The 16,058-nt window shown below is 42.9% G+C and carries 20 protein-coding genes; 19 read left to right on the top strand and 1 reads right to left on the bottom strand.

Translation table 11 applies throughout. The features are described 5' to 3' along the window. Nucleotides 1–95 precede the first annotated feature (95 nt). The gene (locus ACR65H_RS12605; RefSeq protein ID WP_440500663.1) at nt 96–2,657 is read left to right on the top strand and encodes a vitamin B12-dependent ribonucleotide reductase; all 2,562 of its coding nucleotides are present in this window, start codon (nt 96–98) and stop codon (nt 2,655–2,657) included. 267 nt (nt 2,658–2,924) lie between these two features. Here ACR65H_RS12605 and ACR65H_RS12600 read toward each other — a convergent pair whose 3' ends face one another. Then, complete coding sequence (locus ACR65H_RS12600; protein ID WP_440500661.1) at nt 2,925–3,908, bottom strand: DUF1385 domain-containing protein; 984 nt, start codon at nt 3,906–3,908, stop codon at nt 2,925–2,927. Nucleotides 3,909–4,076: 168 nt separating this feature from the next. Between ACR65H_RS12600 and ACR65H_RS12595 the strand changes: the two genes are divergently transcribed. From ACR65H_RS12595 to ACR65H_RS12510, 18 genes are all read left to right on the top strand, one after another. Beyond that, complete coding sequence (locus ACR65H_RS12595; protein WP_440500659.1) at nt 4,077–4,493, top strand: hypothetical protein; 417 nt, start codon at nt 4,077–4,079, stop codon at nt 4,491–4,493. Nucleotides 4,494–4,568: 75 nt separating this feature from the next. Further along, nucleotides 4,569–5,015 carry a type II 3-dehydroquinate dehydratase gene (gene aroQ / locus ACR65H_RS12590; protein WP_440500658.1) on the top strand — a complete coding sequence of 149 codons (447 nt, stop codon included), beginning with the start codon at nt 4,569–4,571 and terminating at the stop codon, nt 5,013–5,015. After that, nucleotides 5,012–6,070 carry a M24 family metallopeptidase gene (locus ACR65H_RS12585; protein ID WP_440500657.1) on the top strand — a complete coding sequence of 353 codons (1,059 nt, stop codon included), beginning with the start codon at nt 5,012–5,014 and terminating at the stop codon, nt 6,068–6,070. Before aroQ ends, ACR65H_RS12585 begins: the two co-directional genes overlap by 4 nt. A gap of 22 nt (nt 6,071–6,092) precedes the next feature. Beyond that, the gene (gene efp / locus ACR65H_RS12580) at nt 6,093–6,650 is read left to right on the top strand and encodes an elongation factor P (RefSeq protein ID WP_440500656.1); all 558 of its coding nucleotides are present in this window, start codon (nt 6,093–6,095) and stop codon (nt 6,648–6,650) included. A 129-nt stretch (nt 6,651–6,779) separates the two neighbouring features. Next, a complete protein-coding gene (locus tag ACR65H_RS12575) occupies nt 6,780–6,989 on the top strand; it encodes a SpoIIIAC/SpoIIIAD family protein (RefSeq protein WP_060209461.1) in 210 nt (69 codons plus the stop codon). Then, a complete protein-coding gene (locus ACR65H_RS12570) occupies nt 6,968–7,366 on the top strand; it encodes a SpoIIIAC/SpoIIIAD family protein (protein WP_440500654.1) in 399 nt (132 codons plus the stop codon). Before ACR65H_RS12575 ends, ACR65H_RS12570 begins: the two co-directional genes overlap by 22 nt. Before the next feature lie 15 nt (nt 7,367–7,381). Further along, the gene (locus ACR65H_RS12565; RefSeq protein WP_440500653.1) at nt 7,382–8,281 is read left to right on the top strand and encodes a stage III sporulation protein AE; all 900 of its coding nucleotides are present in this window, start codon (nt 7,382–7,384) and stop codon (nt 8,279–8,281) included. A gap of 8 nt (nt 8,282–8,289) precedes the next feature. Next, nucleotides 8,290–8,457, top strand: coding sequence for a hypothetical protein (locus ACR65H_RS12560; RefSeq protein ID WP_440500652.1), 168 nt, complete (start codon nt 8,290–8,292; stop codon nt 8,455–8,457). Between the two features lie 67 nt (nt 8,458–8,524). Further along, entirely contained in the window at nt 8,525–8,947 is a 423-nt protein-coding gene (locus ACR65H_RS12555) for a SpoIIIAG-related protein (protein WP_440500651.1), read from the top strand. Then, on the top strand, nt 8,934–9,473 hold the full coding sequence (locus ACR65H_RS12550; protein ID WP_440500650.1) for a SpoIIIAH-like family protein: 540 nt from the start codon (nt 8,934–8,936) through the stop codon (nt 9,471–9,473). The genes ACR65H_RS12555 and ACR65H_RS12550 overlap by 14 nt, the downstream gene beginning before the upstream one ends. A gap of 144 nt (nt 9,474–9,617) precedes the next feature. Beyond that, a complete protein-coding gene (gene accB, locus ACR65H_RS12545) occupies nt 9,618–10,136 on the top strand; it encodes an acetyl-CoA carboxylase biotin carboxyl carrier protein (RefSeq protein ID WP_440500649.1) in 519 nt (172 codons plus the stop codon). 14 nt (nt 10,137–10,150) lie between these two features. Next, entirely contained in the window at nt 10,151–11,497 is a 1,347-nt protein-coding gene (accC, locus tag ACR65H_RS12540) for an acetyl-CoA carboxylase biotin carboxylase subunit (protein ID WP_440500647.1), read from the top strand. 75 nt (nt 11,498–11,572) lie between these two features. Further along, on the top strand, nt 11,573–11,974 hold the full coding sequence (locus ACR65H_RS12535) for an Asp23/Gls24 family envelope stress response protein (protein WP_440500645.1): 402 nt from the start codon (nt 11,573–11,575) through the stop codon (nt 11,972–11,974). A gap of 113 nt (nt 11,975–12,087) precedes the next feature. Then, nucleotides 12,088–12,468 carry a transcription antitermination factor NusB gene (nusB, locus tag ACR65H_RS12530; RefSeq protein ID WP_440500644.1) on the top strand — a complete coding sequence of 127 codons (381 nt, stop codon included), beginning with the start codon at nt 12,088–12,090 and terminating at the stop codon, nt 12,466–12,468. Between the two features lie 19 nt (nt 12,469–12,487). Next, entirely contained in the window at nt 12,488–13,354 is an 867-nt protein-coding gene (folD, locus tag ACR65H_RS12525; protein WP_440500643.1) for a bifunctional methylenetetrahydrofolate dehydrogenase/methenyltetrahydrofolate cyclohydrolase FolD, read from the top strand. 105 nt (nt 13,355–13,459) lie between these two features. Continuing rightward, a complete protein-coding gene (gene xseA / locus ACR65H_RS12520; RefSeq protein WP_440500641.1) occupies nt 13,460–14,815 on the top strand; it encodes an exodeoxyribonuclease VII large subunit in 1,356 nt (451 codons plus the stop codon). Next, complete coding sequence (locus tag ACR65H_RS12515; protein WP_440500640.1) at nt 14,816–15,058, top strand: exodeoxyribonuclease VII small subunit; 243 nt, start codon at nt 14,816–14,818, stop codon at nt 15,056–15,058. Next, entirely contained in the window at nt 15,051–15,935 is an 885-nt protein-coding gene (locus ACR65H_RS12510) for a polyprenyl synthetase family protein (protein ID WP_440500639.1), read from the top strand. The genes ACR65H_RS12515 and ACR65H_RS12510 overlap by 8 nt, the downstream gene beginning before the upstream one ends. Nucleotides 15,936–16,058 lie beyond the last annotated feature (123 nt).

Genomic DNA, 16,058 nt, shown 5'->3' with positions numbered 1-16,058 from the left:
TCTTGAATGATGTTTCAAGATATAGTAGATTAGGTAATGTACATAATACAACATGTTGTGTTTGGTTATAACAATTACAGAGGGAGGATGCAAGGATGGTCATAGTTTCAAAAGGGCAAACGCCGAAATTGGACAAGCATCAATTGAATGCGGATATTGCGAAATTTCCACAAGTGCACCCAATTACGGAAGATATGAAAATCGTTCATAACGGAGTGTCCCGCCTTGTCATGATCGATCGCTATTCATTTAAGGATACTGAAAAGAAAACTTTGAAGGTTGGAGATTTTGTTGTCCTTACGGTTAAGGAGGATCCAAAGTTCCCGGCTCGCGGTTTAGGATTCATTCAATCTCTTGATAGTAAAAATGGGAAAGCGGATGTTTGGATCGAACCTGAATACCGTTCTTCAATTGATAATCCCGAAGAGCAGGAAAATGGAGTTGTCACAAGGCCGCTTGAAGTGATTGAGAAACCGCTTGAAGTGTTTTATGAGCAGATTGCCAAAAGGAATGCGACCGGTCTTGCCCTTGTAGAAGATACAGAAGAGAAACGCGAAGAGTCCTTCAAACGTTTCTACGATCAATTATCTAATTTGAACTTTATCCCGGCAGGCCGGGTTTTATATGGTGCAGGTTCAGAAACAGAAGTTACATTCTTCAATTGTTACGTGATGCCGTTTGTCCCGGATTCCAGGGAAGGGATTTCGGATCATCGAAAACAAGTCATGGAAATTATGAGCCGCGGCGGTGGAGTTGGAACGAACGGGTCGACATTACGACCACGAAACACGCTTGCGAGAGGTGTCAACGGAAAATCGTCAGGTTCTGTATCATGGCTAGATGATATAGCGAAATTGACACATCTTGTCGAGCAAGGCGGTTCGAGACGCGGCGCACAAATGATTATGCTTTCAGATTGGCATCCTGATATTTGCGAGTTTATCATTTCGAAAATGCAGAATCCAAGAATTCTTCGTTATCTTCTTGAACATACAGAAGACGAATTGATTAAGAAGCTTGCAAACGAAAAATTGAAATTCAAACCACTTACTGCGCAAGAGGAAGCGATGTACCAAGGAATCCTCAACTATCGCACAATCCCGGGCATGGGTGGTTTCAATGAAGCGATCTTGAAAGACGCAGAGACAAAACTACGTGATGGCGGAACATACTCTGTACACAATCCAGAATTCCTTACAGGCGCTAACATTTCCGTCACATTGACAGATGACTTCATGAAAGCTGTCGAGCAAGATGCTGATTATGAGCTCCGTTTCCCAGCAGTTGAAAAATACTCATCTGTGGAGATGGCAGCATATAATGAGGAGTGGCATAAAGTTGGTGATGTACGTGAATGGGAGCGTCTAGGATATGAGGTCCGAGTTTACCGGACGATCAAAGCGCGTGCACTATGGGATCTCATTAATATTTGTGCAACGTACTCTGCAGAACCAGGCATTTTCTTTATCGATAATGCAAACAATGAAACGAACGCAAAAGCATACGGCCAGCAAGTCGTAGCGACAAACCCGTGTGGTGAGCAGCCATTAGCACCATATTCGGTTTGTAACCTTGCTGCTGTAAACCTTGCTGAGTTTGCGGATAAAGAAACAAAAACAGTGAACTACGAAAAATTAAAAGAAACAGTTCGTGTCGGCGTCCGCATGCAGGACAACGTCATTGATGCGACACCTTATTTCCTTGAGGAAAATAAAGTACAAGCCCTCGGCGAACGCCGTGTTGGACTTGGTGTCATGGGACTTGCCGATCTACTGATCTATTGTGAAAAAGAATACGGCTCAGAAGAAGGCAACGAACTTGTCGACAAAGTATTCGAAGCAATTGCGACAACTGCCTACCGCGAATCAATCGAGCTCGCGAAAGAGAAGGGAAGCTTCCCATTCCTTATCGGCAAGACAGAGGAAGAAACGAAAGCGTTACGCCAAGCATTTATCAACACAGGTTACATGAAAAAAATGCCAGAAGATATTCGTGAAGCGATTTTGGAACACGGTATTAGAAACTCCCATTTATTAACGGTCGCGCCAACTGGATCCACTGGAACCATGGTCGGAGTTTCTACCGGTCTTGAACCTTATTTCTCATTCACATATTACCGTAGCGGACGTCTCGGAAAATTTATCGAGGTCAAAGCGGGCATCGTAGAGGAATACTTACAACGTAACCCTGAAGCTGATCCTGACAATTTGCCAGAATGGTTCATTTCATCGATGAGCTTAGCGCCAGAAGCGCATGCAGATGTACAATGCATCATTCAACGCTGGATCGACAGCTCGATTTCCAAGACGGTCAACGCACCACGTGGCTATACAGTAGAGCAGGTAGAAAGCGTCTACGAGCGTCTTTATAAAGGCGGAGCGAAAGGCGGCACTGTGTATGTCGACGGTAGCCGTGACTCACAAGTACTCACATTGAAAGCCGAAGAGAACGAAATCGACTCTGATTATGTAGTAGAGACTGTCGAACAACGAAAAGTAGTACTCGTTAATACGATTCAGGACTTGCGTTCGACTAACGTAACAATCGGTTCCGAAGTCGGTGACACATGCCCTGTATGTAGACAAGGGACTGTGGAAGAAATGGGCGGTTGCAACACATGCACGAACTGTAATGCGCAGTTGAAATGCGGTTTATAATACGGACTATCTAATATGACTGGTGAGGAATAGTTTTCCTCACCTGTTTTTTCTATCTTCTTTCGATATGTCAAGTTATGCGCGAGTTTGAATAAGATATGCTCAAGTTAGAGGGCGATTTGCGCGACTTCTAGCAAGTTATGCTTGAGCTTGACATAGTTATGGCGCAATCCTCGACAGTTATGCCCATCTTGTGTCTTTAGAACTAGCATAATACAATAAAAAGGCTGCTTGGAAAGTTAGGTTGACTTTCCGAGCAGCCCTTTATTAATTCGCAGGAACTGTTGAATTTTGTACTTTTGTGTCTGTCGATTTCAGAATATCAACATTCTCAATACCTTGTTCTTCAATTTCAAGCAGCTTATTGAAAGAGGCAATCGCAACCTCGACCTGATTATCTTCAGGCTCCTTCGTCGTCAACAATTGCAACCATAATCCCGGATATCCTAGATACTTCAAAACTGGGATGTTACGAAGGCTGTTCGTAAACTGCAATACTTCAAAAGAGACGCCAATTACAACGGGTATTAATAGAATGCGGTTGACAATCCGTAGCCAAAATGGATCGGTAGGAACTAAGAAGTAGATGAACATCCCGACAATCACTGTAAAGAGCAAGAAACTGCTTCCGCATCTATAATGCAGGCGGGACTGTGCTTGGACATTCTCGACGGTAAGTGGAAGTCCGTTTTCGTAAGCGTTGATTACCTTATGCTCAGCTCCATGATATTTGAAAACTCGTTTGATCAACGGTGTCATGGAGATGAGGGAAATGTACAACAACAGTAAGGCCAATTTGAAAAAGCTTTCCAGCAATATTTGAGCCGTCTTACCAGGGGCAATGAAATCAAGCATTTGCGCTAAAAAGACCGGAACAAGGGTAAAAGCGAATTTGCCGAACAAAAAGGAAAGTACGCCGACTGCGGCAACACCGATGACCATCGCAAGCTTAGAAGTTTCTTCACCGTTCTCTTCCACTTCTTCGCCGGGCATGACATCATAACGTTCATTCGCAAACGTCAAATGTCTTGAACCGATACCTGCAGATTCAATCAATGCAACAATCCCTCGTACAAAAGGAATCTTTTTCAATTTCATGGAGAGCGGCTTTTGCTCTTTAGGCACATAGAAATAATCGAGGGAATCATCTTTTCGCCGGATGGCTGTTACTGTATGATTTCGACTGCCGAACATAACTCCTTCGATGAGCGCTTGCCCACCATATGCTGGCGGTTGCTGTTTTTTAGACATGGGTTAACCAACACCTTCTCTTCAATTGAATAACTAATTTAGATTTACTGAATTTACATTATAACAAATAACTTATCTTTCTATTGTACAAAAAAATGGTTGATGACTCCACCATAAAGGTTTAAAAAAGAGCCTTATTTCCGACACTCATCGTAAGGAGGGGTCAAGATGTTCACTAAAACAATGATATGGACGACGATCTTTGCAGCATTATTCACAACGGGAGCTTTAAAATTCTTGCATTTTTTCAATTTCATTAAATGGTCGCCTGTCGGCTGGGGTAAAAAGTGGTTAGTATTCGGGTCTACAAATGAAGGTTGGAAATGGGCATTACTATTCATTTTCCTATTACTTGCTTTTGGAATTTTCTATGTGTTTTCTAGAGCTACTTCAAAAATTCCACCGGCTTTAACGGCCATTTGTATAAGTGTTATTGCAGCTATTGCTATTGAATGGATCATTTATACACCGCAAAGTCTTACGGAAGGTCTTAAGAAGCTATCTATCCCGTTTCTATCAACCCTTGCCATTGTCAGCAGGTTCATTACCGGCACTGCTGTATATATGAAGAAAACTTTCGGTTGACAACTATAAATAGGTTGCGCCACTGGAACGATATGATAAAATGGGGAAGAAAATGGTGAGGGGAATGGTGTAGCTGTGAGACTGCTCGTTCTGAATGGACCGAATTTGAATCGGCTTGGAAAAAGGGAACCTGGGATCTATGGTGCGGAAACTTTGTCGGATATCGAAAACAATTTACAAACCATTGCGACGGAACACCTCGTGGATATTTCATTTTATCAATCGAATGTAGAAGGTGCATTGATCGATAAAATCCACGAAGCTGCAGACGTTGGATGTGATGGAATCATTTTCAATCCCGGTGCCTATACACATACGAGCGTCGCATTAAGGGATGCAATCGCTTCTGTTGATGTCCCGGTCATCGAAGTCCATATTTCAAACATACATAGTCGGGAGCCGTTCAGACATACTTCTATGCTCGCTCCGGTGTGCCTGGGACAGATGTCCGGCTTTGGTACTAGCGGTTATGAGCTGGCACTCCAAGCTTTCCTTCTCCGAAGAAAAGGGGTAAAGCTATGAAACTGGCAAAATTGCGGGAAGCATTGAAAGAAAACGGTTTAGATGCACTTTTGGTGACGAATCCATATAACAGAAGGTATGTGACTGGATTTACGGGGAGCGCGGGTGTTGCGGTCGTTTCCGCTGAGGATGCAGTGTTCATTACCGATTTTCGGTATACGGAACAGGCAGCTGAGCAAGTGCAAGGATTCCGCATCGTTAAGCATGAAAAAACGATCATCGAAGAAGTCGCAAACCAAGTAGAGCAGATGAAAATTAAAACATTAGGCTTCGAAAAAGATAATGTTTCATTTGGCACGTATGAATTATATAATGACAAAGTGGATGCGGAACTGAAAGCGGTATCCGGCATCGTAGAAAAACTTCGTATGGTGAAGAACGCCGATGAAATTGAAATCCTTAAACAAGCTGCAAAAATCGCAGATGATGCATTTGCTCATATTTGCACTTTCATCAAACCAGGTGTCACTGAGCTTGAAGTATCAAACGAACTTGAAATGTTCATGAGAAAACAAGGGGCAACTTCATCTTCTTTCGATATTATTGTAGCTTCTGGCGAGCGTGGAGCATTGCCGCATGGTGTTGCTTCAGATAAAGTAATTCAATCCGGAGAGCTCGTCACTTTGGATTTTGGAGCACTTTATAATGGTTATATTTCAGACATTACCCGGACTGTTGCAGTTGGAAAACCTTCCGAAAAGATGAAGGAAATTTACGAAGTGACTCTTGCGGCGCAAGAATTGGCTTTGGAAAAGATCAAATCGGGTATGACTGGAATAGAAGCAGATGCGATTGCCAGGAACTATATCAAGTCAAAAGGTTATGAGGATGCTTTCGGACATTCAACTGGTCACGGCATTGGCTTGGAAGTGCACGAAGGTCCGGCATTATCATTCCGTTCTGAAACGGTACTTGTGCCAAACATGATTGTCACTGTTGAACCAGGCATTTATTTACCTGGAATCGGTGGCGTCCGTATTGAGGATGATATCATAATCACAGAAGACGGCAATGTCCGTTTGACGCATTCACCAAAAGAACTTATCATCCTATAACGAACACAATGGAGGAAAAAGCATGATTTCAGTAAACGAATTTAAAACAGGGCTTACAATTGAATTTGAAGGGGACATTTGGCGCATCATTGATTTCCAACACGTTAAGCCAGGAAAAGGTGCTGCATTCGTCCGTTCAAAACTACGCAATCTGCGTACGGGCAATGTAAATGAAAAGACATTCCGTGCAGGTGAGAAAGTTGAAAAGGCACAAATTGACAACCGTCGTATGCAATACTTGTATGCAAACGGTGACGACCATGTTTTCATGGACAATGAATCGTACGAGCAAATCGAGTTGCCTTCAGCACAAATTGAAGAGGAATTGAACTACTTGAGAGAAAATATGGAAGTCCATATCATCTCATTCAAAGACGAAATCCTCGGCGTGGAACTTCCGGCAACTGTTACTCTCGAAGTTACTGAAACAGAACCGGGCATTAAAGGCGACACTGCAAGCGGCGGATCGAAGCCAGCTACACTCGAAACTGGTCTAGTCGTTCAAGTGCCATTCTTCGTAAACGTCGGAGATAAATTGATCATCAACACAGATGAAGGTGAATACGTTTCAAGAGCATAAAAAATTGGGCACTCCGACTCCTTTGAGGAGACGGGGTGTTTTTTTGTTGCTGAAATCCATTTTCCCTCAGAAACTCCATCATATTCCCCGACAGTTTTTCATAAGTTGTTCATGAAGGGGGACCCCGAATTGGAATTGAATGATTTATTGCGCATCGCCGGTATTGGATTGGTCATCGGTTTTCTTCACGTCTTTTTCGAACAGACCGGTAAGAAGGAGTTCTCTTTTTTCCTTTTCTTTGTAGCCTATATTTATATCGCCGCTGAAATGCTCCGTTTCCTAAGAATCTTCTTTTCGGAAATTGCCGAGTTCTTTCAATGGCTCTCCTTAGCATTCTAATGGTTACGCTTTTCCAACTAGTCGTCATCTACCTCCTTCTGTTAATCGTGTCTTTCGCTTCCAAGAGTTTGCAGCCGATCATATACGCAGCCATCTTCTTCTTCTTTTTGTCATATGTTGGAGTGACGATCATCTTACCTTTCGGAAAAACCTTCTTGCAATTGTTCGAACCGTTGCCAGGATCTTATGCCAAGCTTTTGATAGGAAGCGTCTTTTTGTTTTATTTCTCCGAATTAATATCGAAGCATATCGCCGAAGCCGGCTATGAATCCGTTGCCTCCATTGCACATATAGCCATTAAAATCGCTATTCTGACACTCTGGCTCCCGCAGTTATCAATGTTGCTCGACACGCTCTCCAAATTTATCATTAAATGATCGGATGAAGAATCCATGATACCTTTAATCGAATCTGTACTCGGAACCGTCCTATCCAGCTTCATTATTGTCATTATCTCGACTTTCATGGCATTGGTACTAGATTTCCTTTTTCCTTCATTCAGCAAATGGACGAGAACCTTTCTGTTTTTCATCGTGTTAACCGTCGTCCTATACCCGGCATATGAACATCTGCAAATGATCCGGTCGATTACACAGACGATTGCAACTATGTTCATTTCTATTTATCCGTTATTGACTGCAAGTATTTTGGCTTCCGGAGGTTCATTCAGCATGCTGAATTTCCAGCCGGCAATGCTGTTATTCGCCAATGGAGCAGTAATTTTATCGGACAAGATTCTTATTCCCATGTTGTCTGCAGCAATGCTGTTTGACATAGTTTCCAGATTTCATCCCGCTATTCCATTTACGAAGATAGCAGACTTGCTGCGAGGCTCCCTCATCGGCCTAGTTTCAGCTGTTGTCGCCGCGTACTCCATATTCATTACAGCGGGAGGGACGATTTCCTGGGCTTTGACAGGAGTAACGAGTGAACCGATTAAGAAGTTGATCAGTCAGAATATCCCGCTAGTCGGTTCTTTTATGACGGATAGTTTAGGAGCAATCGGGAGATATTCATCTGGTGCAAGCGTTTTTATCGGTGCCTGGCTCATTATCACCATCTGGTCGGTCGCCTTATTGCCAACATTAAAGACATTATTGACCGGCTTTTTGTACCGCTGGACAGCTGCGCTCATCGAGCCGTTTGCGAACGAGGATATAACAGGCATCCTTGATGATATCGGTAAGACATTATTCGTCCTTTGCGCAGTATCCTTTCTCGTCGCTTTCGCATTCATCTATACCGCTTTGTTTACCGTCATCCTTGTCAAATTGATAACCGCGGTGAAATGAGGAGTCGTATGCAGGAGTTTTTGATAGGAGTACTATTCATCACGGTACTGTCATCGATTTTATTATTATTCCTACCTGAGGAGAAAGAGGACGAATTTTTACCGCTTGTCAAAATGGCGATGGGAATTTGGATCATTCATTCTATCACGAGAATTTTTGGTCATAGCCTCTTCTGAACAAGCATAATATGCAACATAGATAACACGAACCATATCCGCATTGAAGGGATGAAATGGTGATCATATGCAAAAATCAAAACGAAAAACTCATATGCTCTTCATCGGAACGCTGCTTGCGATCTTCATCATTTTCATCAATTCGACGATTGGTTCGATGGGAGGGGAGAAAGGGAAAGGGGAGGAGAGCCGGGAAGAAGCTCAACTTGAACAAGCATTAATGAAGATAGAAGGGATTGGGGAAGTATTCATCCACTTCCATTACGATCAAAAAGAAGAGCCAAGCCCATTATCCGGTTATTTTTCGGGCACCGGATCCTCAGCGGTAAAAAAGAATCCGCTCCAAGGAGTTTTAGTCGTTGCAGAAGGGGCGGACAATCCTAAAACGAAATACGAATTGATTCGAATCTTGTCGACAGTACTTCAATTGCCTGAACATAAGATAGTCGTCGAAGAAATGAAAAGGGGGATATATGTTGAAAGCGAATAAACGAACAGTCTGGTTCTTAACTCTACTAAGTCTAGTAGCGGTCATCTCCATCTATTATTTAAAGAATGAAAAACCAATGGATTTAGATGGAATGGCAATTTTCGGAGATAATGATGCAGTGACCGTTTCAACTCCAGGAGAAACAGAAGGAGAAATAAAAACAGTCTATGCCGACTCGATGCTATTCGAAGAGATGAGAATGCAAGTGTTAAATGAAAGAAGCAGCTTGAAAGATCAATTGTTATCCAAAGTGCAATCTCCCGATACAACTGCTGAAGAAAAAAGTGCAGCATACGATGAAATGGCAGAACTTACGAAACGTACATCAGCTGAAGAATTAATGGAAACTCAATTAAAAGCACTTGGCTATCCGGAAGCATTCGTACGGAAGGATGGCGGTAAAGTAAATGTCTCTGTAATTGCAGAAGATGGGGGACATTCCACGAAAATGGCAGCAGAAATTACACAATACGTATTGACGAGTTGGGAAGATGCACGCACCGTTCAAGTCGACTTTATGGAATAAAGTTATATGAGGCCCTAAATGGGTCTTTTTCTTTTTTATTTTGCCCTATTTCATAGCAAATACAGTATAACTGTTTCAATATGAATGAAAAACGTCTAAAATAGGGAGGAGGTACGTAAATAAATATGAGTCAGGAGAATTGTCATGTTGAAAATTCAAGAAATCCGTGAAATCATTAAATTAATTGATCAATCATCTATTGAAAAGTTCACATTCGAGTCAGAAGGAACAAAAATAAAACTGGAAAAAGGAATGAATACTCAACAACCATCCATACAAGTGGAACAACGGAAAGAGGAATCAGTTCAGCAAGCTGCACCTGCAGTACAAGAACCGAAGAATGAAGAGCCAATGCAAGCACCTGCAAAACAAGAAAGCAAGGAGCCGGCAACAGATTCTTCAGCCTCTGTTAACGATCCATCATTGCATAAAATAACATCCCCAATGGTCGGCACATTCTACAAATCTTCATCCCCTGATGCGGATCCTTACGTCAAAAAAGGCGACACGGTCAAATCAGATTCAATCGTTTGCATAGTTGAAGCGATGAAGCTCTTCAATGAAATCGAAGCGGAAGTTTCTGGAGAAATCGTGGAGATCCTAGTGGAAGACGGTCAATTGGTCGAATATGGACAGCCTCTCTTCCTTGTTAAACAGAATTGAGGGGGAATACAAAGATGAAAAAAGTATTAATTGCAAACCGTGGTGAAATCGCGGTCAGAATTATCCGTGCATGCAAAGAAATGAATATTCAAACAGTCGCGGTTTATTCAGAAGCAGATCGCGATGCTCTGCATGTCGAGCTTGCCGATGAAGCATATTGCATTGGGCCGAAACTTTCAAAAGATAGCTACTTGAATTTTTCCAATATCATTAGTATTGCCAAGCTGACAGGATGTGATGGCATTCATCCGGGATATGGATTCCTCGCTGAAAACGCTAGCTTTGCGGAACTATGTGAAGAAGTGAACATTGAGTTCATCGGTCCGACTGCTGACGCCATTTCGAAAATGGGAACGAAAGACGTAGCGAGGGAAACGATGAAACAGGCTGGCGTTCCAATTGTTCCAGGTTCTGACGGTATTGTCGCCGACGAAGTCGAAGCTTTAAAAGTAGCGAATGAAATCGGATTCCCAGTCATCATAAAGGCGACAGCCGGTGGTGGCGGAAAAGGAATAAGGGTAGCGAGAAATGAAGAGGAACTCGTTAAAGGCATTAAGATTACACAGAAGGAAGCAGCCGCAGCATTCGGCAATCCAGGTGTGTATCTTGAAAAATTCATTGAAGAGTTCCGTCACGTCGAAGTGCAAGTCCTTGCAGATAAGCATGGCAATACGATCCATTTAGGAGAACGCGATTGTTCCATTCAAAGAAGGATGCAAAAGCTAGTCGAGGAAGCGCCATCACCTGCCCTCACTCCGAAACTGCGTGAGAAAATGGGGGAAGCAGCTGTCAAAGCAGCAGAGGCTGTCAACTACAGAGGTGCTGGGACTGTCGAGTTCATTTTTGATCATATCAATCAAAAATTCTACTTCATGGAAATGAACACACGCATCCAAGTGGAACATCCAGTAACTGAGATGATTACTGGAATCGATCTTATCCAACAGCAATTAAAAGTGGCTGCTGGTGAAAAGCTTGCTTACCGTCAAAAAGATATTAAAATTAACGGTTGGTCAATTGAATGCCGTATCAATGCAGAAAATCCGGCGAAAAACTTCATGCCTTCTCCAGGAAATGTGACAATGTACATGCCACCGGGCGGATTTGGAGTAAGGGTCGATTCTGCAATGTATACAGGATATACAATCCCGCCGTTCTATGATTCAATGGTGGCGAAATTAATCGTTCACGCAGACACGCGTGAAGAAGCGGTCGCTAGAATGAAGCGTGCACTCGACGAATTTATCATTGAAGGCGTCGATACAACGATTCCTTTCCATCTGAATTTGATGGACCACGAAGTTTTTAAATCAGGAGATTTCGATACGAAGTTCCTTGAGAAATATACAGTTATGAAATAATTTGCTGCACGAAATGTAAAGTTGGTCAGAAGTAAGACGGAGTATGAAATGCATATGAGAGGGAGGAGAAGTGGCATGGCTGAAAAGGCAAATCCTTCATTCGCAGGAAAGAGCTCAAAAGGAGACGAGGTTTTGGGACGCGTTCAACTAGCTCCTGAAGTACTTGAAGTCATCATTGGCATTGCAACGAACGAAGTTGATGGTGTCGCAACAACCAAAGGCAATTTCGCAACTGGGGTTGCGGAGAAGTTCGGCAAAGTGTTCCACGGAAAAGGTGTCAAAACTGATTGGACCGGCGATAAACTTGTAATCGATGTGTATTGCGTCGTCCAATATGGCCACTCGATACCCACTGTAGCGACGGAGATTCAAAGACAAATTCGTCATGCAGTATACAATATGACCTCGCTTGAAACAGAAGAAGTGAACGTCCATATAACCGGCATTGATTTCGATACGCCCGCCGAAACAGAATGATCTGAAAAGCATCGTCCATTGGATGGTGCTTTTCAACTTGTCCTGCTATATCTTCGTCAACTGAATATGCTATGATAAAGCCCAAGAGACACAGTAGTGGAGGAGACAAACGAATGAAACGAAGAGAAGCACGCGAAAAGGCCGTTCAAACGCTTTTTCAATTGGATAACACAGATATGTCGATCGAGGAAGCTATAACTTATATAATGGAACGGCCAATTGATCCTTTCTATGAATCACTTGTCAAAGGAACGACTGAACATCGAGACGAAGTGGACAAGGTGCTTGCAAGCAAACTTGAAAACTGGTCGCTTGACAGATTGCCGAAAATTGAAAGGACAATCCTAAGATTGGCAGTCTATGAATTGCTGCACCATGAAGATGTGCCGCATAAAGTTATATTGAACGAAGCTGTTGAGCTATGTAAGCAATTTGGAGATGAAAAATCGGGCCGTTTTGTTAACGGTGTCCTATCCAAATTCGAAGAAAAATAAATCGGTGGAGGGAAATCGGATGTCCGCAAAATTGATAGATGGCATTGCAATTGGCAAAGAACTTAGAGAAGAAATTAAAGAAGGGGTAGGTATTCTCGAAGCTTCTGGCTGTAAACCAGGTCTTGCAGTCATTCTCGTAGGGGAAGATCCTGCCTCCCAGACATATGTGAAGAATAAGGAAAAGTCCAGTATTGAAGTAGGGATGAAATCAGAGTTGATCAGATTGCCTGCGACAGTGACTGAAGAGGAATTATTGTCTCATGTAGATCGATTGAATAACGATGAGTCGATTCATGGTATTTTAGTCCAACTGCCTTTGCCAAAGCATATCAATGAAGATCTCGTCATTCAAGCAATCGATCCTAGCAAGGATGTAGATGGATTCCACCCTCAAAGCGTTGGCAAAATGATGATTGGACAAAAGACATTCCTTCCTTGCACCCCGCATGGAATTATGGAAATGCTGAAACGTTCCAACATTGATATTGCCGGAAAGCATGCTGTTATCATCGGGAGAAGCAACATCGTAGGGAAACCGATGGGCCAATTACTGTTGCAAAAAGATGCAACAGTGACATATTGCCATTCAAAGACGAAGGATCTTCCGTCATTCACGAAACAGGCAGACATACTAATTGCTGCCATCGGCCGGGCGAAATTCATAACGGACGAACATATTAAAGAAGGAGCAGTCGTCATTGACGTCGGTATGAATCGGGACGAACACGGGAAATTATGCGGCGATGTCGATTTTGAGAAAGCGAAGGAAGTTGCTTCCTCCATTACGCCGGTTCCAGGTGGCGTCGGTCCAATGACAATTACGATGCTGCTAAAGAATACATTGCAAAGTGCAGAAGCGACATGCACATTAAGAAAAGACAATTAAGAAGGGTAAGCGTTCCTTACCTAAACTTCCATAAATGAAGAGCGGCGCTGTTTTTCAAAGGAAAGACAGCGTTTCTATACGTCGAAAACTCCGGGGGTGAAGTTATTGAGTGAAAATGCGTATCTTTCTGTACATTCGTTGACAAAATACATAAAACGTAAATTTGAAGCAGATCCATACTTGAGAAATGTATTTGTGAAAGGTGAACTTTCCAATGTAAAAATTCATCCGAGCGGGCATATTTATTTTACACTGAAGGATGATAAAAGCAGAATACAGTCTGCCATGTTCCGGACTGCTGCAGGATCCTTGAAATTCAAACCGGAAGAAGGCATGAATGTTCTTATCACTGGAGATGTGAATGTTTACGAATCGAGTGGCCAATATCAGCTTTACGTCCAATCGATGCAACCAGATGGTGTGGGGGCATTATTTTTAGCGTATGAACAATTGAAAAAGACGCTGGCGAAGGAAGGCCTTTTCGAAGAACGTTGGAAGCAAAGATTGCCAGCATTGCCAAGGAAGATTGGTGTTATTACTGCCCAGTCCGGAGCTGCAATCAGAGACATCTGTTCTACACTGCAACGTAGATACCCATTAGCGGAAATATGCCTGTTTCCCGCAATTGTGCAAGGTCCACAAGCCGCACCTTCCATCGTACAGGCATTGGAGCTAGCTGAATCTCATGGATCGATTGATGTGTTGATCTTGGGACGAGGCGGTGGATCGATTGAAGACCTATGGGCATTTAACGAAGAGACGGTAGCTCGGGCGATTTTTTCGTGCCGAATTCCATTAATCAGTGCTGTCGGCCACGAAACGGATACGACAATCGCGGACTTTGTAGCTGATATGCGAGCGCCGACGCCGACTGCAGCTGCTGAACTGGCGGTGCCTTCTAGAGAAGAATTATTCGAGAGAATCTTGGAGCGGAAGCGCTCGATTTACATTTCTTTCTCGAATCAAATTAAACATGAACGTAAACGGCTGACAACATATCAGCAATCCTATCCATTGCAATTCCCGGAAAGGCTTTATCGTCCATTTACAGAGAAGTTAAGCGGATTGGATGACCGACTTCTAAGAAGTAGGAATGAACTAACCGCCAATAGAAAAGCTGATCATGACCGGTTGAATAGGATGTTAGCTTTTTATTCACCTCTGCAACGGATAAAAGAGGAAGATCGGAACCTTACGTTATTCACAGAAAGAATGACAAGGGCAATTCAAAATGATTTGCGGAATAAAACGGATCAATTTACTTCGGCGATCAGGATGCTTAAAGCGTTAAATCCACTAGAGGTTATGGATCGAGGATTTGCGATCGTTTATAAAGAAGGAACGGTCACTAATTCCGTTTCTAGCCTCGAAGTCGGAGAAACTCTGCAAGTCCGTTTGCAGGATGGAACTGTGGAAACGAAAATAAAGTCAATCAAGATGAAGGATGAGGAGGAAAACTAAATGAGCAAGGAAACACTTCGATTTGAAGAAGCGATGTCGAAGTTGGAAGGCATTGTTCAAAAATTGGAATCTGGTGACGTTCCATTGGAGGACGCCATCACGTTATACAAGCAAGGAATGGAGCTTTCTGCTTATTGTCATGGGAAATTGCAGGATGCGGAAAAACAGCTCATTTCAATTATAGACGATAACGGTGAGTCGACCCCGTTCGACCCTTCGAAAGGACGGGAATCGAATGGATAAGCATTTAGAGACTTTCATTTCAGAAAATGCACCATTAATTGATGCAGAAATGAATCGTTTAATCGTCAGTGAAAAAGCTCCACGGTCTTTAAAGGAATCTATGCTCTATTCGGTAAATGCAGGAGGTAAAAGAATCCGTCCACTTCTCGTCCTAGCAGTTCTAACCGATTTCGAGAAAACGTCCGATGACGCATTTAAAGTTGCGTGCGCCGCCGAACTTATCCATACATACTCTCTCATCCACGATGATCTTCCTTGCATGGACGATGATGATTTTAGAAGGGGAAAACCGACGAATCATAGAGTGTATGGGGAAGCGACGGCTGTTCTTGCCGGAGATGCGTTACAGACGAGAGCATTTGGAATATTAGCTTCCTTGGAAAACGCGAGACCAGAACAGGTCATTAAATTAATTGCTCTGCTGGCAGATGCCTCTGGCGCAAATGGCATGGTAGGCGGGCAAATCCTGGATATGGAAGGGGAAACGGCATCCTTGTCTCTGGAAGAGCTCGAAGAAGTCCACGTGCATAAGACAGGCGCTTTATTATCATTCTGTATAGAGGCGGGCGGAATTCTTTGCGATGCAAGCGAAGAAGAAATGACACAGCTTCGCAATTATGCAAGAAACATCGGACTGGCTTTCCAGATCAAAGACGATATTTTGGATGTTACGTCAACTACTGAGCAGCTTGGCAAGACAGCGAATAGCGATGCAGCAAGTGACAAATCAACGTACCCTTCCCTTTTAGGAATTGACGGTGCACAGCAACAGCTAGACAAATATCACCTAGACGCAATCGAAAGCTTAGGTTTTTTAAAGAAGGAAACCTCAATGCTAAAACTTTTTGCTGATTATATCGTCCAAAGAAATGCATGACATTTCATTTGTATGAAAAACCGGATATCCGGATTATGGTCCAATAGTTCCTATTGAAGAACCTTCTTGTTATAATATAAATATTACTTTGACTCCGTGGCAATAAATTATGAAGGTGTGTGA

The organism is Sporosarcina sp. SAFN-015 (assembly GCF_059415085.1).
The sequence above is the reverse complement of the archived record's forward strand: the minus strand, read 5'-3'. Positions and strand labels throughout refer to the sequence as shown.

Bases quoted from the DNA above. Each gene is read 5' to 3' on its own strand.
- nusB (WP_440500644.1), top strand. From the start codon at position 12,088: ATGAAACGAAGAGAAGCACGCGAAAAGGCCGTTCAAACGCTTTTTCAA.
- ACR65H_RS12515 (WP_440500640.1), top strand. From the start codon at position 14,816: ATGAGCAAGGAAACACTTCGATTTGAAGAAGCGATGTCGAAGTTGGAA.
- ACR65H_RS12595 (WP_440500659.1), top strand. From the start codon at position 4,077: ATGTTCACTAAAACAATGATATGGACGACGATCTTTGCAGCATTATTC.
- efp (WP_440500656.1), top strand. From the start codon at position 6,093: ATGATTTCAGTAAACGAATTTAAAACAGGGCTTACAATTGAATTTGAA.
- ACR65H_RS12560 (WP_440500652.1), top strand. From the start codon at position 8,290: ATGCAGGAGTTTTTGATAGGAGTACTATTCATCACGGTACTGTCATCG.
- folD (WP_440500643.1), top strand. From the start codon at position 12,488: ATGTCCGCAAAATTGATAGATGGCATTGCAATTGGCAAAGAACTTAGA.
- ACR65H_RS12535 (WP_440500645.1), top strand. From the start codon at position 11,573: ATGGCTGAAAAGGCAAATCCTTCATTCGCAGGAAAGAGCTCAAAAGGA.
- ACR65H_RS12565 (WP_440500653.1), top strand. From the start codon at position 7,382: ATGATACCTTTAATCGAATCTGTACTCGGAACCGTCCTATCCAGCTTC.
- ACR65H_RS12585 (WP_440500657.1), top strand. From the start codon at position 5,012: ATGAAACTGGCAAAATTGCGGGAAGCATTGAAAGAAAACGGTTTAGAT.
- ACR65H_RS12510 (WP_440500639.1), top strand. From the start codon at position 15,051: ATGGATAAGCATTTAGAGACTTTCATTTCAGAAAATGCACCATTAATT.
- accB (WP_440500649.1), top strand. From the start codon at position 9,618: ATGTTGAAAATTCAAGAAATCCGTGAAATCATTAAATTAATTGATCAA.
- ACR65H_RS12600 (WP_440500661.1), bottom strand. From the start codon at position 3,908: ATGTCTAAAAAACAGCAACCGCCAGCATATGGTGGGCAAGCGCTCATC.
- ACR65H_RS12605 (WP_440500663.1), top strand. From the start codon at position 96: ATGGTCATAGTTTCAAAAGGGCAAACGCCGAAATTGGACAAGCATCAA.
- ACR65H_RS12570 (WP_440500654.1), top strand. From the start codon at position 6,968: ATGGCTCTCCTTAGCATTCTAATGGTTACGCTTTTCCAACTAGTCGTC.
- ACR65H_RS12555 (WP_440500651.1), top strand. From the start codon at position 8,525: ATGCAAAAATCAAAACGAAAAACTCATATGCTCTTCATCGGAACGCTG.
- accC (WP_440500647.1), top strand. From the start codon at position 10,151: ATGAAAAAAGTATTAATTGCAAACCGTGGTGAAATCGCGGTCAGAATT.